Consider the following 26833-nt stretch of genomic DNA (forward strand, 5'->3'; position numbering starts at 1 on the left):
ACTAGGTGAGTAGGGCAGTAGGGCAGTAAGGCAGTAGGGATTTGAGCCAATTTCCCTACTGCCTTACTGCCCTACTCCCTTACTGCCCTTATGCTGCTTGCTTGGCCTTGCCCTTCGAAGACATCGTCTCCGATGCGGCGAGGATCGCCTTCACGATGTTGTGGTAGCCGGTGCAGCGGCAGATGTTGCCTTCGAGCTCGGCGCGCACCGTGGCCTCGTCGAGGCCTTCGGGGTGACGGTTGATCATGTCGGTCGCCGCCATGATCATGCCCGGCGTGCAGAAACCGCACTGCAGGCCATGGTGCTCCTTGAACGCCGCCTGCACCGGATGCAGGTCGGCGCCGTCCGCCAATCCTTCAATCGTCAAGATGTTCGACCCGGAGGCTTGCACCGCAAGCATCGTGCAGGATTTTACCGCCTTGCCATCGACATGGATCACACAGGCGCCGCATTGCGAGGTGTCGCAGCCGACATGCGTCCCGGTCAGGCCGAGATTCTCCCTCAAGAAATGAACCAGAAGCGTACGGTCTTCGGCAGCGCCGCTTACCCGCTTTCCGTTGACCGTCAACGATACGTCCGACATGAAACCTCCCTGGGTGCTACCTTGGTCGTTCTGGCGTCGGTGTTGCCCGAGCCCTCCATCTGTCCGCTGTTCTTATACCGCATAAAGCACGGGGAAAAAGTGCCGCGGAATGCCGAGATTGCGAGAATGCAGTTCGTCCGAAAATCCGCCTATTGTACTTTCGGTCATGCAAAGACAGGGCATGGCTCAACGAGGCGAAACACGATCGCCGTGCGATGCCGCCTTCGGCCATCAGCGGCCGGGGCTGGCCAAGCCGATTCAGCCGATGCCGTGTTTTCTAAGAACCTCCCGCTCGTCGCCTGACACCCAGCCAAATACTTTGGGCTCTCCGTCCAGCTTCTGCACGAGGTAGTGGACGTCGAAGTCTATCGTGACGTCCGGTCGGTCTTTTCGGGCATAGATCGACATCCAGGCGACGTGGGCAACGCAATGATGCTCGTCTATCGGCGAGATGCGAACATCCCGTATTCGCATTTCCTTCGTGCCGATCGCCCGATAATGAGCATAGCCTTGCTCCATAGCCTGCTTGAACTGGTCGTCGTTGTTCCCGACCATGACGCCGGCAGGCGACGCCGCGATGAAGGCGGAGGCGTAGACCGATGCGACTTCGTCCATGTCGGCATCGCCTGCGAGGGATTTCCGGAAAAGCTGCTCATACCTTTCGAACAGCTTCCTGATCTGGGCGTCCATGGATCACGCTCCCTTCCAGTGTAGTTCTGGCCAGTGTGGTTCTGGATTTGAAGTTTCTGAACGCTGACGCCGTCAAAAATAGCAGAAAATTCAAATCCGTCATGTTGGCTCATTGCCAAAGTGGCGCTTGAAGACAACAATGCCCTCGACGCCGGCGCGCCAGACGCGCACAAAAAGCGCGTCGGAGGAATGGAGGAGGAAGCCGCTGGCCAGTTCACGCACGCGCTATGCATGCGGCCTATCGGTGCTCACTACCGACGAACCCGACGCGGATGCGTTCGCCCGGGCGGTGGCGGTGGAAGCCGCAGCCGTCGATGCCGGCTTCGCCCTGCTGTTTTTCTCGCAGAGCCTCGTCGAGGCAGTCGCCCTTTCGGAAGCGCTGAAAGCCCAAGCGCCGGCGCTCCTCTATGCCGGCTGCTCGACGGCCGGCGAGATTACGCCCAAAGGCCTGGAGGACGGCCAGGTCCTGGCCATGCTGCTTCCCTCCGCAACGTTTTCGGCAGCCAGCACCATGGTCGAAAATCTGTCCTCATCGGGCATGGACGGGATCACCGGCGAAGTCGAGGCGCTGAGGCGTTCGTTACGCGGGCGCGTCGGGCACGAGCGAGCTGACACCACTTTCGCGCTCTGCTTCATCGACGGGCTGTCCTATGCCGAAGAAGCCGTGACCTCCGCCATCCATTGGGGACTCGACGACATTCCGCTGATCGGCGGGTCGGCGGGCGATGATCTGAAATTCGAGACGACGCGGCTGATCTCGAACGGCAAGGTTGCCTCCGACAGCGCCATCATCGTGCTGATCACCACGGAAATTCCTTTCCACGTGTTCAAGACCGACAATTTCGTCCCCACCGACGAGAAGCTGGTGGTGACCGCATCCGATCCCGATCACCGCACCGTGCGCGAATTCAACGCCACCAATGCCGCCGAGGAATATGCCGCCTCGGTCGGCGTCATCCCGCAGATGCTGACGCCGCTGAGTTTCGCTTCGCACCCGGTGGTGTTGAAAGTGGGCGGCGAATTTTACTGCCGCTCGATCCAGAAGATGCACGCGGACGGCTCGTTGTCGTTCTTCTGCGCCATCGACGATGGCGTCGTCCTTTCCATCGCCCAGCCCAAGAACATGGTCGAATCGACGCGGGCCGCCCTTAGGGATGTCGAGGAAAGGCTTGGCGGCATCGACATGATCCTCGGTTTCGACTGCGTGCTGCGCAGGCTCGACGCGCGCAACCGGCAGGTCTTTCGAGAGATTTCGGAACTCTACAAGGTCAACAACGTCATCGGCTTCGGCACCTATGGCGAACAGTACCGGTCGATGCATCTGAACCAGACTTTCACCGGCATCGCCTTCGGAGAGCGGCAGGCGGCGGAGTAGGAGGTTCTTATGCCGCTCAGGAACATCAACGACCTGGAGAAGCTGAAGAAGATCAACGCAGCCCTCGTCAGCCGCGTCGAGCGCTCTATGGAACAGCAGGGCAACGCGTTCTCGCTGTTCCAGACCGCGATTTCGCTCGAGAATCGAGTGCGTACGCGCACCGAGGAACTGCACTCGACACTGCGTAGATTGGAACAGTCCAACATCGATCTCAGCGCGGCCAAGGAAAACGCCGAGCTGGCGAACCTGTCCAAGACCAGGTTCCTGGCAGCGGCCAGCCACGACGTGCTGCAACCGCTGAACGCCGCCCATCTCTCCGTCTCGGCGCTGGCCGAAGTGCAGACCAGCGACGAAGGCAAAAAACTGGTCCGGCAGGTCGAGCGGTCGCTGGAGACGATGGAGGATCTGCTCCGCACCCTGCTCGACATTTCCAAGCTCGACGCCGGTGTCGTGCAGCCCGATATCGGCGACGTCAGCCTGGAGATGCTGTTTTCGTCGCTGCGCTCGGATTTCCTGCCGGTCGCCGAAATGAAGGGCCTGACACTGAAATTCCGGCCGGTCAACGCCGTCGTGCGTTCGGACCGCACCTTGCTGCGCCGCATCCTGCAGAACATCCTTTCCAACGCGCTGCGCTACACCCGCTCCGGCGGCGTGCTGGTCGGCACCAGGCATCGCGGCGACACGATCCGCATCGATGTCGCCGACACCGGCTGCGGTATTCCCGACGACCAGCGCGAGGCCGTGTTCGAGGAATTCCACCGCGGCACGATCCCGACCGATGCCGGGCTTGCCGGCGGCGGGCTGGGATTGGGCCTGGCCATCGTGCGCCGCATCGCCGCCGCACTCGGCCATCCCGTGACGTTTTCGTCGAAGGTCGGACACGGCACGATTTTCCATATCGACGTTCCGGTCGGGATCGGCGCCACAGCCGATACCATTGTCAACACCGCCGACATGGAGCGGCCGCGCGGCTACGGTCTGTTCGGCACAAAGGTGCTGCTGGTCGAGAACGACATCGAGGTGCTACAGGCGATGACGTCGCTGCTCGAGCGCTGGCAATGCCTGGTGCGCCCCGCCACCTCAACCGGTGATGCGCTCGACATGCTTGGCGATACGGACTGGGTGCCGGACATCGTCATAGCCGACCAGCATCTCGACGGCGGCGATCTCGGCACCACAACCATCGCCGAGGTCCGCGATTATCTCAGCCGTGCCGTGCCGGCGCTGATCGTCACCGCCGACGGTTCGGAAAAAATTGCCAAAGCCGCCCGCGCGGCCGGCATCGAGCTGATGCGCAAGCCGCTGAAACCGGCACAACTGCGCGCGCTGCTGGCGCATTTGCTGGCTTGATCCCTCAAAGACACGGGCAGAAGACCGCTAGCGACAAGAAAATGGTGCACTGTCACCGTGTTCCGTCCTAGCTCTGGGGCAAAGACGAATGGCCACTTTAGAACTTAGTTCATCCGAAAGAGACCGAATCGAGAGAGTATTGCAGGCGGCCATCTCAGGCTCGTGGGAAGAATTCAAGTCTCTTCCGGATGAGCCCTTTTCGAGTGACAAATCGATGCTCGAGCAATTCGAAGATTCTTCAAAGAGGATTCGACGAGCCGGAGCGAATTTGGAGAAATCGACGGGCATTGAGTTGCAGGAGGATGGGACGCGTTTCGTCTTAACGAAGTTCAAGTCGAATGATGGAACTAACATTATCCTAACATTGCATAGCACCGACGAATCAGAACTCAGCATCATAAGCATATGGAACTTTTTCCAGGAGCTGGACCTCAAATCGTTTTTCGATAGTTAAAACCGCAGCCGGCTCTCAAAACCCCGCCTGGCCGCGAAACAGCTCGGCACTGTCGAGCTTCGAAACCTCGATGACGGCTTGCGTCCGGCTGTAGACGTTGAGCTTGCGCAGGATCTCGGAGACATGTGCCTTGACCGTGGTCTCGCCGACCTGCAGCTCGTAGGCGATCTGCTTGTTGAGCAAGCCCTGGCGCAGCATCTGCAGCACCCGCAATTGCTGCGGCGTCAGCTTGGCAAGCCGCTGCACCATTTCGGCGCGGTCGGTGCTGTTGGCGTCCGGCGGTTGGCCCTCGTAGGTTTCGGGCACGTAGATCGCACCTTCCATCACCGAGCGGATGGCGGCGGCCAGATCGCTCTTGCGCGCCGATTTCGGGATGAAGCCGGCCGCGCCATAGGACAGCGCCTCGGAAATGATCTTGGGCTCCTCATGCCCCGAAACGATGACCACCGGCAGGCGCGGATAGCGGGTCCGAAGCTGCAGCAGCCCGTCGAAGCCATGCACATCCGGCATGCTGAGGTCGAGCAGCGCGAGATCGAAGGGCTTGGCATCCGCCAGAAGCTCAAATGCCTCGGTGATCGAACGCGCCTCGACAGTGTCGACGTCCGGATAGGCCATTTGCACAGCGCTGTGCAGCGCCTCGCGAAACAGCGGGTGGTCGTCGATGATCAGAAACCGGGCGCGATCGTTGACTGCGGTCATGGCATTCGTTTCGGTTCAGGCAGGATAGAATAGCCCAGTGACCATGGCCAGATTATTGGCAAATAGTACATCGCCATCTCTAGCCGAAAGGCGGCGATGGCAATTTCCGGACCACCATGCCTTGCCCGGTCGGGCAAATCGGCCGAATGTGCAGGAATGAGCGACCTCGTCCTTCATAATTACTACCGCTCCTCCACCTCCTACCGGGTGCGGATCGCGCTGGAGATGAAGGGCCTGACCTACCAATACGTGCCGCATCATCTTCGGCACGGCGAGCATCTCGAGCCCGCCTATCTCTCGGTCAATCCCCAGGGGCTGGTGCCGGCACTGATCCTGGGCGACGGCACGCTGCTGACGCAATCACTGGCAATCATCGAATTTCTGAACGAGACTTGGCCCGAACCGCCGCTTTTGCCCCAGGACGCCCTTGGCCGGGCCCGCGTCAGGATGCTGGCGCAGATGATCGCCTGCGACATCCATCCGGTGAACAATCTGCGTGTGCTGACATCATTGCGCACTCTGTTCGGCGCCGGCGACGAGGACGTCGTCAACTGGTTCCGGCACTGGGTGAACGAAGGCTTCCAGCCACTTGAAAAAATTCTGGCTTCCTCGTCTGAAACCGGGACATTCTGCCACGACGACACGCCGGGGCTGGCCGACATCTGCCTGGTCGCTCAGGTCACCAGCAACGCCCGTTTCGGCGTCGACTTGGCGCCCTACCCGACGATCACACGCATCCACGCCGCCTGCATGGCGCTGCCGGCCTTCCAAAAGGCGGCACCCGAGAACCAGATCGATGCCGAATAGAGCGAGTTGGATAAAAGCATGAGGAATTGCCGATGAAAGCCGTTGTCTTCGAAAAGTTCGGTGAAACGCCGACGATCCAGACTGTTCCCGATCCGGAGCCGGCGTCGGAGGGTGTCGTCATCAAGGTCGAGGCGACCGGTCTTTGCCGCAGCGACTGGCACGGCTGGATGGGCCATGACGACGGCATCAGCCTGCCGCACGTGCCGGGCCACGAGCTTGCCGGCGTCGTGGTGGCGGCCGGTAGCCAAGTGACCCGCTGGAAGGCCGGCGAGCGCGTCACCGTGCCATTCGCCGTCGGCTGCGGCCACTGTTTCGAGTGCAGCTCGGGCAATCATCAGGTCTGCGAACACCAGTCCCAGCCCGGGTTCACCGCCTGGGGCTCGTTCGCCGAATATGTCGCCATCGACCATGCCGACACCAATCTGGTCCGCTTGCCGGACGAGATGGAATTCGCCACCGCCGCCAGCCTCGGCTGCCGCTTCGTCACCTCGTTCCGCGCCATTGTCGACCAGGGCCGGGTGACGCCCGGCGAATGGGTGGCCGTGCATGGCTGCGGCGGCGTTGGCCTGTCGGCGATCATGATCGCCAGCGCCATGGGCGCCAACGTGATCGCCATCGACCTGACCGACGAGAAGCTGGATTTTGCCAGCAAGATCGGCGCCGTGGCGACGATCAACGCCTCGAAGACGCCGAATGTGGTCAAGGCGGTCAAGCAGATCACCAATGGCGGCGCGCATATGTCGATGGACGCGCTTGGCCACCCCACCACCTCGTTCAACTCGATCGCGAACCTGCGCCGGCGCGGCCGCCATGTGCAGGTCGGCCTGATGCTCGGCGATCACGCCAGGCCACAGATCCCGATGGACAAGGTGATCGCCTTCGAGCTCGAAATCCGCGGCAGCCACGGCATGCAGGCCTACCGCTACCAGGCGATGATGGAGATGATCCGCAACGGCAAACTCAAGCCTGAACTGCTGGTCGGCAAGCGGATCAGCCTCGACGAGGCGCCCGCGGCCTTGATGGCGATGGGCACCTTCGAAGGCATCGGCATTGGCGTAGTGACCAGGTTCTAGCCAAGTCGGCTCTCCCTTCTGCCCTTGTTGTGGGAGAAGGTGGATCGGCGCGCAGCGCCGAGACGGGTGAGGGGTGTTGGAAGAAACGCGGCGTGAAATATCGAAGAATTTTAGGCGTTTACGTCTTCAATGGAGTGACCCGGCCAGCACCCCTCATCCGACCGAGCTTCGCTCGGCCACCTTCTCCCAAGGGGAGAAGGAAGAAGGGCTGACGCCTATCTCGCATATTTCTTCGCGCCGACCACGCAAAGCACGACGGCGGCAGTGACCGCTATCATCGCAGGACTGACCTGCTCGTGCAGCAGCACCGCCGCCAGCCCAAGGCCGAAGAAAGGCTGGAGGAGTTGCAGTTGCCCGACCGCAGCGATGCCGCCTTGCGCCAGTCCGCGATACCAGAACACAAAACCGATCAGCATGCTGAACAGCGAGACATAGGCCAAGCCAATCCAGGCGGCCTTGCCAACGGGTTCGAGCGACGGTGGCATGGTGATGAGCGTCAGGGCCAGCATGACCGGCAGCGACAATACGAGCGCCCATGAGATCACCTGCCAGCCACCAAGTTTGCGGGACAGCGTGGCTCCTTCCGCATAGCCCAGTCCGCACAGGATGATTGCGCCCAGCATCAGCATGTCGCCTACCGGCGAGGCCGAGACGCCTTGCGTCACCGCAAAGCCGGCAACGAGGGCGCTGCCAAGGCACGAAAACAGCCAGAAGGCCGGTTTGGGGCGATCGCCGCCGCGAATGACGCCGAAGATCGCGGTCGCCAGCGGCAACAGGCCGACGAAGATGATGGAATGGGCCGAGGTGATGTGCTTGAGCGCCAATGCTGTCAGCAAGGGAAAGCCGACCACGACGCCGAGCGCCACGATGGCCAGCGACAACAGATCCTGCCGCTCCGGGCGCTTCTGGCGAAAAATGAGCAGAAGCGCGAGGCCGAGTATGCCTGCCGTGGCAGCACGGGCGACGGTTAAGAAGGTCGGATCGAAATCCATCACCGCAACACGCGTTGCCGGAAGCGATCCGCTGAAAATCAGCACGCCTACGAATCCGTTGATCCAACCACCCGCCGTCTTGTCCATCGCACGCTCCTGATGCTCTCGCCTCTATCGGGCCGGACGCATGGCGCCACCAGAGACAATGAGGTACAGTTTTGCAAAACTGTCATGGTAGGTTGAGCAGTACGGATGGATGAGCAGGCGACGGCAAGTGAGGGCAGCGGGACGCTTGTCGAAAGCGTCATGGCGACGATCAGGCAGAGGATCGCCGCGCGCAGCCTGACACCGGGAACACGATTGCCTTCGATCCGGGCTTTCGCGAAAACCATGCAGGTTTCCAAATCCACCGTGGTCGAAGCCTATGAGCGTCTTGCGGCGGAAGGCATCATCCGCTCGCGTCCAGGTTCGGGTTTCTATGCCGCCGGACCGCTGGCTCCCTTGTCGCTGGCCGAGATCGGCCCCAGGCTTGACCGTGCCGTCGATCCGCTCTGGGTTTCGCGCCAGTCGCTGGAAGCCGGCGACGGTGTGCTCAAACCCGGCTGCGGCTGGCTGCCTGCATCGTGGATGCCGGAGGCTGGATTGCGCCGGGCATTGCGGACATTGGCACGAGGTGATGATGTCACGCTGACGGATTACGGCACGCCTCTCGGGCTGCCGCCGCTGCGTCATCTGCTCGCACGGCGCATGGCAGGGCACGGCATCGAGGCGTCTCCCGACCAGATCATGCTGACGGAATCGGGAACCCAGGCGATCGACCTCCTCTGCCGGTTCCTGCTCGAGCCGGGCGACACGGTGCTGGTGGACGACCCCTGCTATTTCAACTTCCATGCCCTGTTGCGCGCTCACCGGGCCAAGGTGGTCGGCGTTCCCTATACGCCGTCGGGACCGGATATCGAGCTGTTCGCGCAGGCGCTGACGGAGCACCAGCCGCGTCTCTACATCACCAATTCCGCGCTTCACAATCCGACGGGTGCAATTCTGTCGCCGGTCGTCGCCCATCGATTGCTCAAGCTCGCCGACCAATCGGATCTGACGATCATCGAAGACGATATCTTTGCCGACTTCGAACACACCCCCGCGCCCAGACTGGCGGCGTTCGACGGGCTTGGTCGCGTCGTCCATATCGGCAGCTTCTCAAAAACGCTTTCGGCGTCGGTGCGCTGCGGCTTCATCGCGGCTCCACGCGACTGGATGGATGGGTTGACCGACCTCAAGATCGCCACGTCCTTTGGCAGCGGCAGGCTTGCCTCCGAACTGGTGCTGACGCTGCTGAAGGACGGTCTCTATCGCAAGCACGTGGATTTGTTGCGCACGCGGCTTTCACGCGCCATGGCTGAGACAAGCACGCGGCTGAAGGCGATCGGCATCACGCCGTGGATCGACCAGCCGGCCGGCATGTTCTTGTGGTGCAGCCTACCGGAAGGCGTGGATGCAGCTGAAATGGCCCGCCGCGCCTTGTCGGCCAATATCGTGCTGGCGCCCGGCAATGCGTTCAGCCTGTCTCAAACTGCCAGCCGTTTCCTGCGTTTCAACGTCGCGCAGTCGGCAGACGAGAGAATTTTCAGGACACTCGAGGAGGCGATGTCGCGTTGATTTTCGCTATCACGGAAATGCAGGCCTTGGCGCTTCGCCTCAGGCCCTGCCCCGCTTGCGCCGCTCGTAAAGCATGACGAGCGTTTCGGCCGTCAGCGCCGGCTTCTGCTCACCTTCGATCTCGACGATGTTGGCGGCCTTCATCAGATACTGGCCGGGGCCCTTGTCCTCCACGGACAAAAGCGTGATGCGCAGTCTGATGCGCGCGCCGGCCCTGACCGGCGCCAGGAACCGCACCTTGTCGAAGCCATAGTTGAAGGCGGCTTGCGTGTTTTCGGGCACGATGCCCATGTCGAGCGCCAGCGCGCCGATGATCGACAGCGTCAGATAACCATGCGCGATGGTGGTGCGGAACGGGCTTTGCCGCTTCGCCCGCTCTGGATCGACATGGATCCATTGGCGGTCGCCCGTGCATTCGGCGAACTGGTCGATGCGGCTCTGGTCGACCGTCGTCCAGTCCGACACACCGAGCTCCTGCCCGGTCATCATCCTGAGCTGCTCGTAGGTCGGCGGCGTCCTCGGCCGTGTTTGCGTCATTCTTGCTTTCCCGATCGCCTGCTTTCCCGATCACTTGTCCTGCCTCCCGACCACGAACCGGCCGCCTCTGTCAATTCGCTCCGCGCGTTCCGCTGCGGTATCCTCGGTCGGATCGCGTCAACGCCTGTGTCCAGCGCCGCAAAACAGGCTATCCGGGCCAAGAGAAACTTTGTGCCTCGCCGAGGCCGAGAATCAACAATACGACTTTCAGGAGCCGGATAGGCGGGAGAAAAGTCCGTCTGCTTTGGCTTGGGAATAGCCTACTTCTTGTCGTAGCCGGTGCGGATTTCCTCCATCGCCTCCTTGATGCGGTCGCGCAGGATCTCGACCGATTCGGTGCCGGATTTCCTTGCCAGTTCGGCCACTTCGCCGGCATTCTTCAATGCGGTCTCGAAGGATTTCCTGGCGAACGCCGCTTGCTTGGCCATCAACTCCCGAGGATCGCCCGGCGCTCTGTAGCTCTGCGCCATGTCGGCGATTTCGTGCAGCGTGTCCTGCAGCATCTCGCGTTGTCGGGAGAATAGCGACGACGCGCCGGCGGCACTTGCCCTGGCTGATTTTTCCAGTGCCTCGAGGTTCTTGCGATGATGGTTGAGGATCGCCTCGACGTCTACGTTCGGCAGCTTCAGGTCGCGGCCGAACCTGCCGAACATGTCCATGAAAGAGCCGGGATCCGGTTGCTTTGCCATGGTGGGTTCTCCCCTCTTGTTGCGAATGCAGCGCCCTGAGGAGAAGAATAGGGCACTGGTGCTTCGCGGTCCATTCGAAGGCGCAACACATCGCGGTTCAGCCGACGAGGAACAGCCGTTCCACCGTATAAAGCGCGACGCCGGCAAGGCCGCCGATGACCATGCCGTTGAAGCGGATATATTGCAGGTCCCTGCCGATGTTCATCTCGATCAGCCTGGTGAGTTGGGCAAGGTCCCAGCGCTTGACCTGATCGGCGATGAATTTCGAGACGCCGCTCTTCTGGCTTTCGACGAAGGAAGACAGCGCCACGACGAACCCCTGGTTCATGTCGGCTCTGATCTGCGCGTCGCCGGCAAGATGGCGGCCGACTTCGACGAACATATTGGCGAGATGGGCGCGAATCATCGAATTCGACGCCTTGGCGTCCTGCTCGATGAACAGGCTGAGGCTTTCCCACATGTCGCCGGCCAGCGCCTTCAGTTCCGGCCTGGCGAGGAAATCGCGCTTCAGTTTCTCGGCGCGCTTGGCGTATTGCTTGGATGTCCTTAGCCGCTCGACGAAGGTCAGGACAAAACGGTCGAATTCGGCGCGCATCGGGTGTTCGGGATCGGCCCTCACCTCGTCGAGCAGCGAACCGGCGGAGGCGACGATCTTCTTCAGCAGATAGGCGTCGGCGCGAAACAGGTTGAACAGCGACGGCAGTTCCTCGCGGATTTTCTCGCGCATGCTCGCCAGCGCCTGCTCGTCGCTCAAAAAGCGGCCGACGACCTTGGTGAATTCGTCGAACAGCCTTTGGTGGCGGCGGTCGTCGGTCAGGGCCGACAGCAACTCGGCGGCGAGCGGCGCCAGCGGCACCTTTTCGATCTGCTCCAGCATGCGGCTGGTGACGAAGCCGCGCAGGCCCGATTGCTTGACGGCCGCCAGCGTCTGCGGCACCAGCCGGCCGACGAAATGCGATAGATCGGCGGCGCGGTTGGGGTCGGCCAGCCAGTCGGCGACGAGCGCGGAAAAGTCGACCTCGGCAAGCTTTTCGCGCACCGGCTCGGGCGCCAGGAAATTGACCTCTATGAAGCGGCCGAGATTGTCGGCGATGCGGTTCTGGTTCTCCGGAATGATGGCGGTGTGCGGGATCGGCAGGCCGAGCGGCCGCCTGAACAGCGCTACCACCGCATACCAGTCGGCCAGCCCGCCAATCGTCGCCGCCTCGGCGAAAGCGGCGACGAACCCCAGCCACGGATAGTGGCCCTCGAACGACTTGGCCGCCGCGAAGACGAGGACGCACAGCGCCAGCGCTGCGGTGGCGACGAACTTGGTGCGCCGAAGCGCCGAAAGCTTGGCGTCCGCGTCGGCATCGAACCGGGCGGATGCCAAAGTCGGTGCTGATTGTGACATGGATGAACTGCTCCTGGTCGATCTCGCGGACTTAACTTAGTAATCCGCCCACCCGAATGCGCGCCAGACCAATCGGGGCCATGTTTTGCACGATCCCGTGCGCAAACTTGACAAAAATCTTCACCTATTATGCGATGCTTGTCTGGAATTATTCCAAGGTATAGGCCATATTAGGCCTGAGCTAATGCTTCGTGAGGACAAAATGCGGCTAACACGCCAGACCAACTACGCCATGCGCATCCTGATGTATTGCGCCGCGAATACCGATCGGTTGAGCCGCATCCCAGAGATCGCGGCCGCCTACTCGGTGTCCGAGCTTTTTCTCTTCAAGATCCTGCAGCCTTTGGTCGAGCATGGTCTGGTCGAGACGGTGCGCGGCAGGAACGGCGGCGTCAGGCTCGGCCGCGCGGCCGAATCCATCACGCTGTTCGACGTCGTGCGCGTGACCGAAGAGAGCTTCGCCATGGCCGAATGCTTCGAGAACGATGCCGCCGAATGTCCGCTGGTCGACAGTTGCGCGCTGAATTCGGCGCTGCGCGAGGCGCTCAACGCCTTCTTCGCCGTGCTTGAGCGCTACACAATCGCCGACATGGTGGCGGCGCGCCCGAATGTGCGCCACCTGCTCGGCATCGACATGCTGGTGCAAAGGGCGCCGGCCGCCTGATTCTGGTCGCATCGCGGTTTGGCTAGGTCTGTTGAGATTCAGGTCAGGCCGAGCCGGAGTCGAAGACGGGCGCGAAGCGACCAAACAGGTGGGTTCCGAGAACCGGAACGGAGCGTACGTTTGGGTACGTGAGTACCGGAAGCGCAGGAAATCGCCATTTGCAGGCCGGCATCACCTGAATATCAACAGACCGACTGCGGCAATACGAACGGCATGTCTCCGGCCGGCAGCACGCCTACCCTCAGCCGGCAATCGAACACTTTTTCGATCAGATCGTCGCTCAGCACGTCCTGCGGTGAGCCGGTGGCGGCTAGCCGGCCGCGATGCATGACGAAAATCCGGTCGGCATACATGGCCGTCAAATTGAGGTCGTGCAGGATGGCGACCACGCCGCCGCCCCGTCTGGCGAAGTCGCGAGCGATGTTCATGATGATCAATTGGTGCTTGATGTCGAGGCTGGAAACCGGCTCGTCGAGGAAGAGATAGCGCGGTTTGCCGTCGAGGACCGGCGCCCAGACCTGGCAGAGCACGCGGGCCAACTGCACGCGCTGCTGCTCGCCGCCCGAAAGCTCCTGGTAGAAACGGCCGGCAAAGCCGTCGAGATCGACCCGCGCCAGCGCCCGTTCGGGCAGGCGCTCGTCCTCACCGGGAAGCGCGCCCGAGCGCCCGCCGAGCAGGCCGAGCCTGACGATCTCGCGCACAGTGAAGGGAAAGGACAACGTCGTCGCCTGCGGCAGGACGGCGCGCATCGTCGCGGCCTCGACCGGCCTCATCGCCGACAGGTCACGACCGTTGACGGTGACCTCTCCCGAATAGGCAAGATCACCGGACAACGCCCTCAGGAAGGTCGTCTTGCCCGAACCATTGGGGCCGACGATGGCCGCGACTTCGCCGGGCCGCATGTCGAAATCGACATTGGCGACGATACGCTTACCACCGATCGCCACCGAGACATCCCGCGCTTCGATCATAAAAACCCTCTCACAGGTCGATGACCCCACGCTTGCGCAGCAGGATCCAGAGGAAGAACGGAGCGCCGGCGATCGCGGTGACGATGCCGATCGGCAGCTCGGCCGGCGCCACGATGGTGCGCGCGACAGCATCGGCCAGAAGCAGCAGGCAAGCGCCAAGCAGGGCCGAGGCCGGCAGCAGATAGCGGTTGTCCGGGCCGATAGCCAAGCGCAACAGATGCGGCACCACGATGCCGACAAAGCCGATGCCGCCGCTGACCGCGACAGATGCCCCGACCGCCGCCGAAACGCCGATGATTGCAGTGTATTTCAGCCGCTGCACCGGGATGCCGAGATGACCGGCGGTGGCTTCGCCCAGCGCCAGCGCGTTGAGGCCCCGCGCCAGGAACGGCATCGCCGCCAGCGCCAGCACGATGATCGGCCCGACTGAGCCGATTTTTTGCCAGGTCGCGCCGGCGAGCGAGCCGAGTTGCCAAAAAGTCAAGTCGCGCAACTGCCGGTCGTCGGCCATGAAGATCAGGATACCGGTCAGCGCCATGGCAAGGGCAGCCAGCGCGATGCCGGCAAGCAGCATGGTGGCAACCGAGGTTTGGCCTTGCCGGGTGGCGACCTGATAGAGCACCAATGTCGTCGCCAGCCCGCCGCAGAACGCCGCCAGCGGCAGAGCGAGTGTGCCCAGCACCGACGTTATCGGCGCCAGCACTGTGGCGCCAAGCACGATGACGGCCACCGCGCCGAGGCTCGACCCAGCCGAAACCCCGATGAGACCGGGATCTGCCAGCGGGTTGCGGAACAGCCCTTGCATGACCGCGCCGGAGACGGCAAGCGCGGCGCCGATCAGCACACCGAGGATGATGCGCGGCAGGCGGATATCGTAGACGATCAGGCGGTCGCGGGCGCTCAGCGCCTCATTGCCGGGTGCTGCGCCCAACAGCCAGTCGCCGACGACGCTGACGGCGGAGGCATCGGATGCGCCTGATGTCAGCGACAGCAGGACGGCAACGGCAAGTCCCAGGCATAAAAGCAGAATGACGATGCGCGCCCGCCCCGAACGGTCGCCGTCGGATGCTGTCGCCATGGTGCCCGCACCAGCGATCGATTGATCCACCATTGGAAGCCCGCTCAGTCCGCGGCCTGATCGCCATAAAGCGAGGCGGCAAGGTCGTGGATGACGTCGGCCGTGCGCGGCCCGAAGCCGAGCAGATAGCCGCCATCCATGCGGATCACCTTGCGCGCCGCACCCGCCGGCGTCGACAAGATGGCCGGGTTCGCGAACAATTCGTCATCGGATGCGGCGGGACCGGCATTGTTCATTATCAGGATCACGTCCGGCTTGGCGGTGATAACAGCCTCGTCGGACAATTGCTTGTAGCCGGAATAGCCGTCAACCGCGTTGACACCGCCCGAAAGCTTGATGATGCCGTCGGCGGCAGTCTCGCTGCCGGATGCGAGTATCTTGCCACCCTGCATCGACAGCACGAACAGGACGCGCTTGCGTTCCTTGATCGAAGCGGTCTGCTTTTCGGCGGCCTTCAGCTTGGCATCGATCTCGGCTGCCAGCGCATCGGCCTTGGCGTCCACGCCAAGCGCCTTGCCGACGATATGGATCTTTTCGAGAATGCCTTCATGGTCGTAGCGCTCGGGCACCTCGATGAATGGAATGCTCGTTTTCTTCAGCACGTCGACCGCTTGCTTCGGCCCGCTGCCGTGCAGCGCCAGGATGCCTGACGGATTGACCGACAGGACGCCTTCCGGCGACAGCTGGCGCATGTAGCCGACATCAGGCAGCTTGAGCGCCGCCTCGGGATAACGGCTGGTCGAATCGCGGGCGACCAGCCGATCCTGCTCGCCGAGCGCAAAGACGATCTCGGTGATCGAACCGCCGATGGCCGCTATCTTCGACGGGTCCGCAAAGACCTCCGTGCCTTCGGCGGCACGGGCCGGCAGCAATGCGGCAAAGGCCAGGACAAGGCCGATCGCGGCCCCAAGCGTCGTTCTGAAAACACGCGCCCGTTTAAGCAAAGGAGCCATTGTCGTTGTCCTCAGGCTGCGGTCGGGCTTGGAATGCGCGGCAGGTTCTCTGCCAGAATCCGCCAGTCCTCGCGCTCGCTTTCACCTTCATGGCGCTTACCGAAGAACTGGATGATCATCTTGCCGTCGGCGCCATAGGCTTCGAGAGACGTGACATGGCCATCCTTGGTCGGTTTGCGCACGGCCCAGACCTCATGGATGTGGTCGGTCCGCAGATGCAGGTGGAAGGTCTCGTCCAGCACGTTGATCCATGGCCCCATCGGCTTGATAGACTTGATTGGGCCCGAATGGATCTGGATGCAGCCGCGATTGCCGACAAAGCACATGATCGGCATCTCGCCCTCGGCGGCATGGTGGAACATGGCGCTGACGGCATCGTTGTCGAGCAGCCAGGCGTAATCCTGGCCGACCATGCGCATCGCCTGGCGGCGGTCGAGCTTGAGCGTCTTCAGCATGCCGAAGAACTGGTGCACGTCAGTCAGGCGGCTCCAGCGGTCGCGCAGATCGTCGACATCAGCGGAAGCGTCGGAAGCCTCGGTCTCGTCGGCAAATCCGCCGTCTGAAATTGCGACCGTCGACTCCTGGTTTGGCGATTCGAGCTCGGCCACCAGCTTCTGATAGGCATAGAGGTTGGACGCGGGCCGCAGATGCACCTTGTGCACCGCCTCGCCTGCCGCATCGAAGAACTGCAGGCTGCGCCTGATATCGCCGCCGTCGCGCTTTTCGACGGCAAAGCCGTGCGTCCAGACTTTCGGGAAGATGCGCAGATCGATGTTCTCGCCAAGCACCATGGCATTGTGGTTGCCGGTGACGACTTTGTCGTAGACGCCGATCTTCTCGTGCACAGCGCTTTCGTTGCGCGTCAGCGCCATGACCTCACCGACGGCCTCGAGGCCGGTCAGAAGATCGTTGACGCGCGGCTCGACGCGGACGACGCCGTCGCCGCAATGCGCGGCGACCAGCTCGGCCTCCGAAATGCCAAGCTGGGCAGCGAGATCGCGCTCGCGCGTCTTCGGATTGTCTGCCCGCGCCCGCCGGATCTCGTGCGGAGCGGGTTTTACGCGCTGGTCCATCTCTTAAATACCTACTCTTGCCTACTTGTTGAGGATGAGCTTGCCCTGGCGGGTGATCTTCAGCCGGTAGAGCGCTCCGTGATGCTCGATGCCGATCTCGTGCTCGCCCTGGAACAGCGTGTTGCTGGACAGGGTTCTCACGGTCAACGGAACCCGGTCGAAACGAGCCGAATTGTCGTCGGAACGGCGGACGCGATAGCGAAAGTCATTGGGATTGTGCGTGTTCATCTGGTTCGATCCCTTTCCTGTGCCGGGCGTCTGGCTAGGCGTTGCGTAGATGCCGATTCATTTCTTGACTTGAATAATCATGTTTATTAGTCAGTGCAATACCGGACTAAGTGAGTCAAGATTTAAGACGCCGGACACGACGAAAAATGCCAGCAAGCTTCAAGCCAGCCAGCATCGAACCAGGTATTTTGGAGTTGGGGCATGGGGTTGGCGAATTGGGGACGGCTGGGGCTGGCGAATAGCAGCCCAGGTCCGGCGCATCGAGGTCCGGCGCATCGATCGATGGCAAAGGGCCGGTCTATGGCAACGGGAATGGCCGCATTGCTGGCGGGTGCTGCGGCGATCGCGCTGCTCACGCCGTCAGCCAATGCTCAACAGGCTGCCCAACCGGCAACAGACCAGCAGCAGCCCGAACAAGCGCAGACGCCTGAAGAGGCTGCGCCGGCCCCGGCAGGCGCAACGCTGCTCGACCAGATCCTGGTCATCAGCCGCACCGGCGAGACGGCGATCGATTCCCTGGCTTCGGTCAGTCATGTCGATCAGGAGCAATTGGAACGCCGCATGGCGACGACGCCAAACGAAATGCTGTTTGGTGTGCCTGGTGTAGCGGTCCAGGCGGATGCAAGGCGCGTCAGTTCCAGCATCAATATCCGTGGTTTACAGGATTTCGGCCGCGTCGCGGTGATCGTCGACGGTGCGCGGCAGAATTTCCAGCGCTCCGACCACGGCACGCAATCGACCTTCTACATCGACCCGGAGCTCATCAAATCCGTCGATGTGATCCGCGGCCCGGTCGCCAACACCTACGGCTCGGGCGCCATTGGTGGCGTCGTCTTGTTCGAAACCAAGGACGCGGACGACTATCTTCGCGGCGGCGAGACATGGGCGGCGTCTGCGACCGGACGCTACGAGAGCAATGGCGAAGGCTGGACGACCAGCGCCGCCGGTGCTTACCGTTTCAATGAAAACTGGGATGTCCTCGGCAACATCGTCTATCGCGACTATGACGACTACAAGGATGGCGGCGGCGATACGGTGAACGGCACCGGCTTCGATGTCTTGAGCGGCCTGCTCAAGACGACCATCCGCCCCACTGAAAACAGCGAACTGAAGCTGGGCTGGAATGGCACGAGCGACGGGTGGAACGAGGTCAGCGGCGGCACGGCGGTGAATGATGTCGACCTGAAAGCGAACACCTTCTCGGGCCGCTACAACATCACCGACGAAGACAAGAGCTGGCTCGATCTCCACATCAACGCCTCCTACAACAAGACCGACATGGAAATGACAAGCCTTGTCCCGCAAAACCGGTTTGATCCAGTCACCGGTCTTCCCATCGTCTTGCCGGCGGGTTCGATGTCGACCTTCGATATCGGCACTTCGGGCATCGACATCTGGAACACCTCGCGGTTCGAGACCGCCGGCATTGCGCACGAGCTGACCTACGGTGGCGACTGGGTTGGCGACGACGTCGAGACGGGTGGTGCCGCAGGCGGCGCCAGTTTCTATACCCCTTCGGGAAAGCGAAACGTTTCCGGCGCTTACGTCCAGGACAAGCTCACATGGGACTGGCTCGAAGTCATCGCCGGGCTGCGTTACGACAGCTACAAGCTCGAAAGCGATGTCGGCGAAACCTCCGGCGACCGGCTGTCGCCGCGCATCACCGTCGGCGTCTCGCCATTCGAAACCGCCAGTCTTTCGGGACTGCAATTTTACGGCACCTATGCGGAGGGATATCGCTCCCCGTCGCTGTCGGAAACCCTCATCAGTGGCAATCATCCGGCAGGCGTCAGCTTTCCGTTTCTCCCCAATCCCGATCTGAAGCCTGAAACCGGCAAGACCGTCGAATTCGGCGTCAACTACAAGCAGGACGACATCCTCGAAGCCGGCGACGCGTTTCGTTTCAAGGCGGCCTACTTCAACAACGACGTCGACGACTACATCGACGGTGTAACGCTATCGGCATTCGACCCGACCAGCGGCTGCCCATTCGGCCCCGGCATCCCGATCTGCTTCCAGTACCAGAACTTCGCAAAAGCCAAGATCCGCGGCTTTGAAATGGAAGCTGTCTATGACGCCAGCTGGGGTTTCGCCGGGCTGTCGGCCTCGATCATCGATGGCCACACCATCTCCTATGAAGGCGAGCGGGCAGACCTCGTCACCGTCCCGTCGTCCCAGGTCACCGCCCAACTCGGCTTCCGCTTTCTGGAGGACAAGCTGACCGTCGGCGGCGAGGTGCAGTACAATGGCAAGCCAAAGGGCAACGCAGTGGCCAAGGACTACACGCTGGTCAATGCCTTCGCCAGCTATCAGGCGACCGACAATTTCAAAGTCGACTTCCGCGCCGACAATTTGTTCGACGTGAAATACACCAATCCGTTGAATGCATCGGCCACGAGTGTAATTTACGAGCCCGGCGTCACGCTGAAGCTGGCGGCGACAATGCGATTTGGAGGCTGACGACAATGGCAAGCTTGACGGCATCACTTCGCCTGCTGACCTCGGTGCTGGCAATGCCGCTTGTGATGGGTCCGGCGTGGGCGCAAGAGTCCGCGCCGGCCCCTGGTCTCACGCTTGAACTCAACGGCGCACAACCCTCCGAAAAGGGCTGCCGTTTGACGTTCGTGGTCAACAACACTCTCGGCGCCGATCTCTCGAAAGCGGCGTTCGAGATCGCGCTGTTCAACGAGGCCGGCGTCGTCGACCGGCTGACCGTGCTCGATTTCAAGGACCTGCCGGCGGGCAAGACCAAGGTGACGCGTTTCGATCTTGCCGGCGCCGACTGCGCCAAGGTCAGCCGCGTGCTGATCAACAGCGCGACCGAATGCGCCGGAACCGGCATCGAGCCGGATGCTTGCATGCGCAGGCTGAAGACCGAGACCAAGACCGGCATCGCCTTCGGGGTCTGAGAAGACAGTGGGGCTGGAGCCCGCACTCGGACAGAACATCGTGGCATGGCCGCTGGCCGGACCGTTGCCGCCGAGGGCAAATGATCTTGATTTGACAAGTCCGCACCGGTCGCGGCAGGTCTCGTTGCGAACCATGCAGGAAATCAGTCCCCTCCCCGACGCCAATGGCGAACTGGCGATTGCGCCGACCGAACCGCTTGCGCCGGCCCGGCCGTCAGCCATGAGCCGCAAATGGACGGCGGCGATCATCGCCTCCTGCCTGTTTCATGCCGCGGTGGCGGCAGCTTTTCTCATCACACCTGCCGGCACATTCGATTCCAAGGACGCAATCCAGATGGAAGGCACCGATCAAACCGGCGCCAACGTGGTCGGCAGCGCCTTGGATGGTCAGGTCCCGGGCGCGATGAACGTCACCTTGGTGCCCGACCCGCAGCCGGCCAAACCTGAGGTCAAGCCCGAGCCGCCTGCCGACCGGCCCGCCAGGGAGATGGCCGCGCAGCCCCCCGCGCCCTTGCCGCAGGTCGCCAAACAACCCACCGCCGCCCCAGACATACTGATGGCCGATACCCCGCACCTGGACGAACAGAGCGAGGCTCCAAAGATTGAATCGCCGGCAGAGCCGGCTGCTCCTGCCGAAAGCACCGACGCGCCTCCTACCGATATCGGACAGCCGCCGATCCCGACCCCAAGGCCAAGCGCGACAGCAGGACTTGGCGGAGCGGGCGAAACGAACGAGGCCCGCGGCGCGGCGGATGGCGAGGAACGCGACGCGGTGACTTCCAGCACGGGCAAGAAGCAGGCAGTGGCAGGCAATGCGATAGAATCCCGCTACAGCGGTGAAGTTCAGAAGAAGCTTGCCCGCGCCAACCGCCGTGTTTCGAAATCGATACAAGCGAGCGCTCGCAACAATGCCAGGGTCGTATTCGTTGTCATGGCCGACGGCAGCATCAGCGAAATACAGCTCGCCGAAAGCTCAGGTTCTGCGGAGCTTGATCAATTCGCTTTGACACTGGTGCGCAAGCAAGCGCCGTTCCCTCCCATTCCAACCGAAACTGGCAAGTCAAGTTGGGTATTTAAAGCGCGGATCGGTCCATTTTAACAGCCTGCGCCTCATCGTTGCAGGCAATCCACCAAGCATCATAATCCGCAATCCGAAAGGACAGCCAATGTACATCGCCATGAACCGATTCAAAGTCCAGAACGGCTCTGAGGACGCCTTCGAGGACGTCTGGAAGAACCGTGATTCGAGCCTATCGGAGATGAAAGGTTTCAAGGAATTTCATCTGCTGCGCGGTCCGGTCAACGAGGCCGAAGGTTACACGCTGTTCGCCTCGCACACCGTATGGGCGAGCCATGAGGATTTCGTCGCCTGGACCAAATCCGAGAATTTCCGCGCGGCGCACCGCAATACCGGCACCACCAAGGTGCACTATCTCGGCCATCCGCAGTTCGAAGGCTTTTCGGTCGTCGAGGGCGCGTGACATGGCCTTGCCCGCAGCCGACCCGGCGCGCAGCATTCCCGTGCTGCCCTCGCCCGACATCAAGGCGACGCGCGATTTCTACCGCGACCAGCTCGGTTTCGGCATCGTCGGGCCCGAGATGGACGACTATCTCATCATGCGCCGCAACGAGATGGAGATTCACTTCTGGAAGAGCGACGACCGCAAGCTGCCGGAAGTGTCGTCCTGCTACATCAGAGGCGGCGAGGTGCCGGCGCTGCATGCCGAATTTTCGGCGCGCGGCGTCGAGAAACTCAGCCCTTTCACCGTTCGCCCGTGGAACATGAAGGAATTCTATGTCTGGGACCCGCATGGCAATCTGCTGAGGTTCGGCTGCGCGCCCGAAGAAGTGTGAAGCTTCCGGGCCTGCCGGTTCTCAGGCCTTGCCGAACAATCGTCGCAGCGCCCAAACCAGGCGCTTGGCGAAGCGCTTGCGCAGCCGTCGCAAACGGCTTCGGCGACCAAGAAATGGCATGACACGCGGATCGTCGCCGAGGCTGCCAAACCGCTTGGCGTGCTGCGACAGGAATCCGGGCACAAAACCCCGGCCATTGGCGGCGGCGAGCTGCTCTGCACTGGCCACGACATAGTCGACGATATCATTCGCCATGACCATCTCATGCGCTCGGTATGCCAGCGATTGCTGCACATTGCCGCCGGTGTAGGCGATGTTGGTGGATGCGTTGGCCCCGTGCAGGCGGTAGAGGCCGAGACATTCCGACAGGAGCAGGCTGCCGGCCGCCAGATGCGCACATGTCGCCGCGAGATAGTCGGTCCCTATCCTGGCCTTGAACGGGAACGCCAGAACCGGTTCCAGCGCGGCGCGCCGAAAAACCATCGACGATGTCGGCGCCCACATCCAGCCATAGGCGCCGGGCTTGAAATACGTGATCGGATGGTCCGAAACATAGCCGATCTCCGGCGCCATCGCGCCAAGCTGTTTGCCGGGGATGATGCCGACGCCAGGTCCGTCCAGACTGGAACGCGGCTTTCGCAATTGAATGTAGGTGCCAGCCAGCAAGCTGCGATCGCGGTCGACCAGAAAGACATCGGAACTGGACAGCGATGCCGGGCGCATCGCATTCAAATGGGCCGCAAGGTGCGCCACGAGAAAATTCGGCAACCAGATATCGTCGGCATCGAGAAAAGCCACGAATGGCGCGTCGCCCGCGGCAAAACCATCTCGGAAAGATTCAAGCTGGCCGCCATTTTGCGAACGCGCCAACAGGCTGAAGCGCGGGTCATCGATCGCTTCGAGCAGCCGGCGGATGTGATCGGCCGAGCCGTCGGTCGAAGCGTCGTCGACGATCACGCAGTGCCATTTCTGATAGGTCTGCACCAGGACCGAGCGGATCGCATCCTCGACATAGTCGCGATAATTGTGACAGGTGATGACCACGCCGACACGCGGAAGCTCAAACCGTGATGGCTGCATCTGTTCGGCCTCGCCCCTATCGAGTTGCCCACTTGTTAGTCGACGTGGCTTCTTGTCAACACGCGGCACTTTCGCGGCGAGCGGGCCTTGGGGAATCTTACGCCGCAGCCAGCAGGCTGGCATTGCCGCCCGCAGCCGTGGTGTCGACGCAGACGGCGCGTTCATGCGCGTAGGCCGCCGGGTTGAGCACTTCGCTGACCAGCGGCACGATCGGGCCGGCGCGGTCGGCGATGACTTTCCGCACGATACGCGTGGCCTCGGGCGTGCCCGAAAAGGCGACGACGTCGACCCGCAGCGAGCGTGCCTCGACCGGGTCCGGACGGCCGTCGATGGCCGCAAGCGGCAGACCCTTGCCGGTCAATGCCGAGAGTGCCGCCGGCGCACCCGGTGCGACGGCGAGCACGGCATTGCCGGCCGCCAGCGCCTGGATCGCCTGGGCAAGCAGCGTGTCGGCGTCCGGTCCCAGGCAGAGCACACGGCCACGCGGCGACAGCGACAGCGTGTTGGCCTCGCCGGTCGGTCCGGGCAGATCGACCTGGCCGAAGTCGATGCTGGCGGCGGCGCCGATGGCCGCAGCACCCTTGCCGCGCAGATGCTTCCTCAGCACGGCAACGCGGTCCGCCCGCGTCGACCAGCCGCCAAGCGCTGGGTCTGGCAGATTGTCGGCAAGCTCTGTCGCCGTCACCTTGCAGCCGTCAAGAACAGGCGTGCCCGCCTGCGGTCCTTTGCGGAAGCGCCTGAGATAATGCGGCCCGCCGGCCTTCGGGCCGGTGCCGGAAAGCCCTTCCCCGCCGAACGGCTGCGAACCGACCACGGCGCCGATCTGGTTGCGGTTGACATAGATATTGCCGGCATGGATGCCGTCGACGAAATGCTGGGCGCGGCCTTCGATGCGGGTGTGCAGGCCGAAGGTCAGGCCATAACCCTTGCGGTTGATCGCGGCGATCACCGCATCGATGTCGTCGGCGTCAAAGCTCGCGACATGCAGCACCGGCCCGAACACCTCGCGCTCCATATCCTCGATGCCCTTGACCCGAAAGACATGCGGCGCCACGAAGCGGCCGTTCTTCGGCGCTTCGAGCTTGGCGATCAGCCGGCCCTGCAGACCCATGTCAGTGCAATAGTCGCGGATCGATTTTTGTGCCTCATCGTCGATGACCGGGCCGACATCGGTCGAAATCTGCCAGGGGTCACCGAGGCTAAGCGCTTCCATCGCGCCCTTCAGCATCTCCAGCATCTTCTTCTCGACGTCCTTCTGCACATAGAGCACGCGCAGCGCCGAGCAGCGCTGGCCGGCACTCTGGAAGGCCGAGGCAAGGATGTCGCGCACCGCTTGTTCGGGAAGTGCGGTGGAATCGACGATCATCGCGTTCAATCCGCCGGTCTCGGCGATCAGCATGGCGTCGGGCGCGGCGGTCTCGGCCAACTGTTTTTCGATCAGCTTGGCGACCTCGGTCGAGCCGGTGAAGCAGACGCCGGCGATGCGCGGATCGGCGGTCAGCGGGCCACCGACCGAGGGACCATCGCCGGGCAAAAGCTGGATGACATCCTCCGGCACACCGGCTTCGCGCAGCAATTCGACGGCGCGGAAGGCAATCAGCGGCGTCTGCTCGGCCGGCTTGGCGATCACCGAATTGCCGGTGACGAGTGCTGCCGCGATCTGGCCGGTGAAGATGGCGAGCGGAAAATTCCACGGCGAGATGCAGGCGATCACCCCGCGCGCTTCCGTGCCCGGTTCGGCATTGGCCGCTTCGGCGGCGTAATAGCGCAGGAAATCGACCGCTTCGCGCACTTCGGCGACGCCGTCGGCCAGCGATTTGCCCGCTTCGCGGATAGCGAGCGCGAAGAATTCGACGGCGTTGGCTTCATAGAGATCGGCGGCGCGGTTGAGGATGGCGGCACGCTCGGCAACGGCACGCCTTGCCCATGCCGGCTGCGCCTCCACCGCGATGCGCACGGCGGTCGCGACCTGCTTGGCGCTGGCCTCGCTGACTGTGCCGACCACCTCGTCGGGTTTTGCCGGATTGACCACCGGACGCTGCTTGCCGTAGCCGGCGGCCCGCGTGATCGGCTTGGCGTGCCAGCGGTCCGGGCCGGAAAACTCGGTCTTCGCCTGGTCGATCGCGGCCAGGGTCACCGGATCAGTGATGTCGAATCCCTTCGAATTGCGTCGGCTGGCACCAAAGATCGCCGATGGTCGCGCGATCGCCGGATTGGCGGCGGGACCCTGTTTCTCGACGGTTTCGAGCGGGTCGCGGGCAATATCCTCCGGCTCGACCTCCTCGTCGGTGAGCTGGTGGACGAAGGAGGAGTTAGCGCCGTTCTCCAGCAGCCGGCGGACTAGGTAGGCAAGCAGGTCGGAATGCGCGCCGACCGGCGCATAGATGCGGCAGCGCGTGCCTTCAGCCCGCCGCACCGTCTCGTGCAGCGCTTCGCCCATGCCGTGCAGGCGCTGGAACTCGAAGGAGTCACGATCCCCGGCCATCGACAGGATGGCGGCGACGGTGTGGGCGTTGTGAGTGGCGAATTGCGGATAGATGCGGTCGGTCATCGACAAAAGCTTCTTCGCGCAGGCCAAGTAGGACACATCGGTGTTGGCCTTGCGGGTGAAGACCGGATAGCCGTCGAGCCCGAGCGTCTGCGCCCGCTTGATCTCGGTATCCCAATAGGCGCCCTTGACCAGCCGCACCATGATGGTGCGATCGTATTTCTTCGCCAGCGCATAGAGCCAGTCGATGGTGAAGGCTGCGCGCGGACCATACGCCTGGACGACGACGCCAAAACCGTTCCAGCCGGCAAGCTCCGGCTCGGCCAGCACCCGTTCGATGACGTCGAGCGACAGGTCGAGGCGATCGGCCTCCTCGGCGTCGACGTTGAGGCCCATGCGCGAATGACGCGCCGCCAGCGCCAGCGATAAAAGCCGCGCGGCCATCACAGGCAGCATCTTTTCCTTCTGCGTTATCTCATAGCGCGGGTGCAGCGCCGAAAGCTTGACCGAGATGCCATGGTTCTGGCGGATGTCAGGGCCGTTGGCGCCGGCATCGAGCGAGGAGATGGCGTCGGCATAGGCCTTGAGATAACGCAAGGCATCGGCCTCTGTTCGAGCCGCCTCGCCCAGCATATCGAAAGAATAGAGATAGCCCTTCTGGGTCATCGGCCGGCCGCGCTTGACGGCCTCGGCAATCGTGCGGCCGAGCACGAACTGCTCGCCCATTTCACGCATGGCGGCGGCGACTGCCTTGCGGATGACCGGCTCGCCCAGCCGGCGCACCATGGCGCGCAGCGTGCCTTCGATGCCGCCCTCGCCTTCGTCGAGCACCCGGCCTGTCAGCATCAGCGCCCAGGTCGACGCATTGATGAAGATCGAGCTCGACTCGCCTGAATGCGCCGACCAGTCATGCGGCGCGATCTTATCGGCGATGAGGTCATCCATCGTCTCGGTGTCGGGCACCCGCAGCAGCGCTTCGGCCAAGCACATAAGCGCGACGCCCTCCTTGGTGGAGAGGCCATAGGCGGACAGGAAGACCTCCATCAGCCGTGGATCGGACGAGCCGCGCACCGCCCGCACCAGATCGGCGGCGCGGGCCGAGATCGCCTTTCGGTCTTTCCCCGAAAGCCCCGTCGCCTCGGCCAGCCGCTTCACGGCCTCGTCTTCATCAGGCAAATAATTGGCACGGATCTGCTGGCGGATGGCTTCGAGCGCTGGCATGACGGTCCTGTAGAGCGAGCATCAGGGAGCGGGCCGGCGGTCACCGGGCCGAATGGCGCAAGCTAACATAAACCTT

25 protein-coding genes are annotated in these 26833 nt (G+C 62.6%); 11 read left to right on the forward strand and 14 right to left on the reverse strand.

Annotated elements, in window-relative coordinates; translation table 11 throughout:
• Positions 1-88 precede the first annotated feature (88 nt).
• Positions 89-583, reverse strand: coding sequence for a (2Fe-2S)-binding protein (locus RPG13_RS23000; RefSeq protein ID WP_127294174.1), 495 nt, complete (start codon positions 581-583; stop codon positions 89-91).
• A 258-nt stretch (positions 584-841) separates the two neighbouring features.
• Positions 842-1273 (reverse strand): DUF6841 family protein, encoded by a 432-nt coding sequence (locus RPG13_RS23005; RefSeq protein WP_337126070.1) that lies wholly within the window; start codon positions 1271-1273, stop codon positions 842-844.
• Positions 1274-1412: 139 nt separating this feature from the next.
• Between RPG13_RS23005 and RPG13_RS23010 the strand changes: the two genes are divergently transcribed.
• Complete coding sequence (locus RPG13_RS23010) at positions 1413-2648, forward strand: FIST signal transduction protein (RefSeq protein ID WP_101954494.1); 1236 nt, start codon at positions 1413-1415, stop codon at positions 2646-2648.
• A gap of 9 nt (positions 2649-2657) precedes the next feature.
• Positions 2658-3998 (forward strand): ATP-binding response regulator, encoded by a 1341-nt coding sequence (locus RPG13_RS23015; RefSeq protein ID WP_337126071.1) that lies wholly within the window; start codon positions 2658-2660, stop codon positions 3996-3998.
• 469 nt (positions 3999-4467) lie between these two features.
• On the opposite strand, the gene RPG13_RS23020 is transcribed toward RPG13_RS23015, so the two are convergent.
• Entirely contained in the window at positions 4468-5151 is a 684-nt protein-coding gene (locus RPG13_RS23020; protein ID WP_126106185.1) for a response regulator, read from the reverse strand.
• 156 nt (positions 5152-5307) lie between these two features.
• On the opposite strand from RPG13_RS23020, the gene maiA reads away from it, so the two are divergent.
• Together maiA and RPG13_RS23030 are read left to right on the forward strand one after the other, a co-directional pair.
• Entirely contained in the window at positions 5308-5958 is a 651-nt protein-coding gene (maiA, locus tag RPG13_RS23025; RefSeq protein ID WP_337126072.1) for a maleylacetoacetate isomerase, read from the forward strand.
• 32 nt (positions 5959-5990) lie between these two features.
• A complete protein-coding gene (locus RPG13_RS23030; protein WP_337126073.1) occupies positions 5991-7031 on the forward strand; it encodes a zinc-dependent alcohol dehydrogenase family protein in 1041 nt (346 codons plus the stop codon).
• A gap of 215 nt (positions 7032-7246) precedes the next feature.
• Here the strand turns inward: RPG13_RS23030 and RPG13_RS23035 are convergent, their stop codons facing one another.
• Positions 7247-8110, reverse strand: a complete 864-nt coding sequence (locus tag RPG13_RS23035; RefSeq protein ID WP_337126074.1) for a DMT family transporter — start codon at positions 8108-8110, stop codon at positions 7247-7249.
• Between the two features lie 105 nt (positions 8111-8215).
• Between RPG13_RS23035 and RPG13_RS23040 the strand changes: the two genes are divergently transcribed.
• Positions 8216-9619, forward strand: coding sequence for an aminotransferase-like domain-containing protein (locus RPG13_RS23040; RefSeq protein ID WP_292623687.1), 1404 nt, complete (start codon positions 8216-8218; stop codon positions 9617-9619).
• A gap of 39 nt (positions 9620-9658) precedes the next feature.
• On the opposite strand, the gene RPG13_RS23045 is transcribed toward RPG13_RS23040, so the two are convergent.
• The 3 genes from RPG13_RS23045 to RPG13_RS23055 form a co-directional block, all read right to left on the reverse strand.
• Positions 9659-10156: a MaoC family dehydratase gene (locus tag RPG13_RS23045; RefSeq protein ID WP_095486635.1), complete on the reverse strand. Its 498-nt coding sequence runs from the start codon at positions 10154-10156 to the stop codon at positions 9659-9661.
• Positions 10157-10416: 260 nt separating this feature from the next.
• On the reverse strand, positions 10417-10845 hold the full coding sequence (locus RPG13_RS23050) for a phasin family protein (RefSeq protein WP_095486636.1): 429 nt from the start codon (positions 10843-10845) through the stop codon (positions 10417-10419).
• 97 nt (positions 10846-10942) lie between these two features.
• Positions 10943-12238: a DUF445 domain-containing protein gene (locus tag RPG13_RS23055; protein ID WP_337126075.1), complete on the reverse strand. Its 1296-nt coding sequence runs from the start codon at positions 12236-12238 to the stop codon at positions 10943-10945.
• A gap of 202 nt (positions 12239-12440) precedes the next feature.
• On the opposite strand from RPG13_RS23055, the gene rirA reads away from it, so the two are divergent.
• Entirely contained in the window at positions 12441-12902 is a 462-nt protein-coding gene (rirA, locus tag RPG13_RS23060; RefSeq protein WP_126106178.1) for an iron-responsive transcriptional regulator RirA, read from the forward strand.
• A 182-nt stretch (positions 12903-13084) separates the two neighbouring features.
• Here rirA and RPG13_RS23065 read toward each other — a convergent pair whose 3' ends face one another.
• The 5 genes from RPG13_RS23065 to hemP are packed head-to-tail and all read right to left on the reverse strand — an operon-like array spanning position 13085 to position 17205.
• Positions 13085-13873, reverse strand: a complete 789-nt coding sequence (locus RPG13_RS23065) for a heme ABC transporter ATP-binding protein (protein ID WP_128286495.1) — start codon at positions 13871-13873, stop codon at positions 13085-13087.
• A gap of 10 nt (positions 13874-13883) precedes the next feature.
• Entirely contained in the window at positions 13884-14984 is a 1101-nt protein-coding gene (locus RPG13_RS23070; RefSeq protein ID WP_337126076.1) for a FecCD family ABC transporter permease, read from the reverse strand.
• Between the two features lie 11 nt (positions 14985-14995).
• Positions 14996-15904 (reverse strand): heme/hemin ABC transporter substrate-binding protein, encoded by a 909-nt coding sequence (locus RPG13_RS23075; protein WP_337126077.1) that lies wholly within the window; start codon positions 15902-15904, stop codon positions 14996-14998.
• A gap of 11 nt (positions 15905-15915) precedes the next feature.
• Positions 15916-16977, reverse strand: coding sequence for a hemin-degrading factor (locus RPG13_RS23080; protein WP_337126078.1), 1062 nt, complete (start codon positions 16975-16977; stop codon positions 15916-15918).
• Between the two features lie 21 nt (positions 16978-16998).
• Positions 16999-17205, reverse strand: a complete 207-nt coding sequence (gene hemP / locus RPG13_RS23085; protein ID WP_095494491.1) for a hemin uptake protein HemP — start codon at positions 17203-17205, stop codon at positions 16999-17001.
• A 312-nt stretch (positions 17206-17517) separates the two neighbouring features.
• Between hemP and RPG13_RS23090 the strand changes: the two genes are divergently transcribed.
• From RPG13_RS23090 to RPG13_RS23110, 5 genes are all read left to right on the forward strand, one after another.
• Positions 17518-19665, forward strand: coding sequence for a TonB-dependent hemoglobin/transferrin/lactoferrin family receptor (locus RPG13_RS23090; RefSeq protein WP_337126079.1), 2148 nt, complete (start codon positions 17518-17520; stop codon positions 19663-19665).
• 5 nt (positions 19666-19670) lie between these two features.
• Positions 19671-20114, forward strand: a complete 444-nt coding sequence (locus tag RPG13_RS23095; protein ID WP_126106173.1) for a hypothetical protein — start codon at positions 19671-19673, stop codon at positions 20112-20114.
• 40 nt (positions 20115-20154) lie between these two features.
• On the forward strand, positions 20155-21213 hold the full coding sequence (locus tag RPG13_RS23100) for a TonB family protein (protein ID WP_337126080.1): 1059 nt from the start codon (positions 20155-20157) through the stop codon (positions 21211-21213).
• Positions 21214-21280: 67 nt separating this feature from the next.
• Complete coding sequence (locus tag RPG13_RS23105) at positions 21281-21595, forward strand: antibiotic biosynthesis monooxygenase family protein (RefSeq protein WP_126106172.1); 315 nt, start codon at positions 21281-21283, stop codon at positions 21593-21595.
• Position 21596: 1 nt separating this feature from the next.
• Positions 21597-21968: a bleomycin resistance protein gene (locus RPG13_RS23110; protein ID WP_126106171.1), complete on the forward strand. Its 372-nt coding sequence runs from the start codon at positions 21597-21599 to the stop codon at positions 21966-21968.
• A 21-nt stretch (positions 21969-21989) separates the two neighbouring features.
• On the opposite strand, the gene RPG13_RS23115 is transcribed toward RPG13_RS23110, so the two are convergent.
• Positions 21990-23048 (reverse strand): glycosyltransferase, encoded by a 1059-nt coding sequence (locus tag RPG13_RS23115; protein WP_292500084.1) that lies wholly within the window; start codon positions 23046-23048, stop codon positions 21990-21992.
• A 97-nt stretch (positions 23049-23145) separates the two neighbouring features.
• On the reverse strand, positions 23146-26757 hold the full coding sequence (gene putA / locus RPG13_RS23120; RefSeq protein ID WP_337126081.1) for a bifunctional proline dehydrogenase/L-glutamate gamma-semialdehyde dehydrogenase PutA: 3612 nt from the start codon (positions 26755-26757) through the stop codon (positions 23146-23148).
• Positions 26758-26833: the final 76 nt, after the last annotated feature.

Origin of the sequence: Mesorhizobium sp. ISC15, from assembly GCF_037162615.1 — a bacterium.
In the GTDB taxonomy this organism is placed as follows: Bacteria; Pseudomonadota; Alphaproteobacteria; order Rhizobiales; family Rhizobiaceae; genus Mesorhizobium; species Mesorhizobium mediterraneum.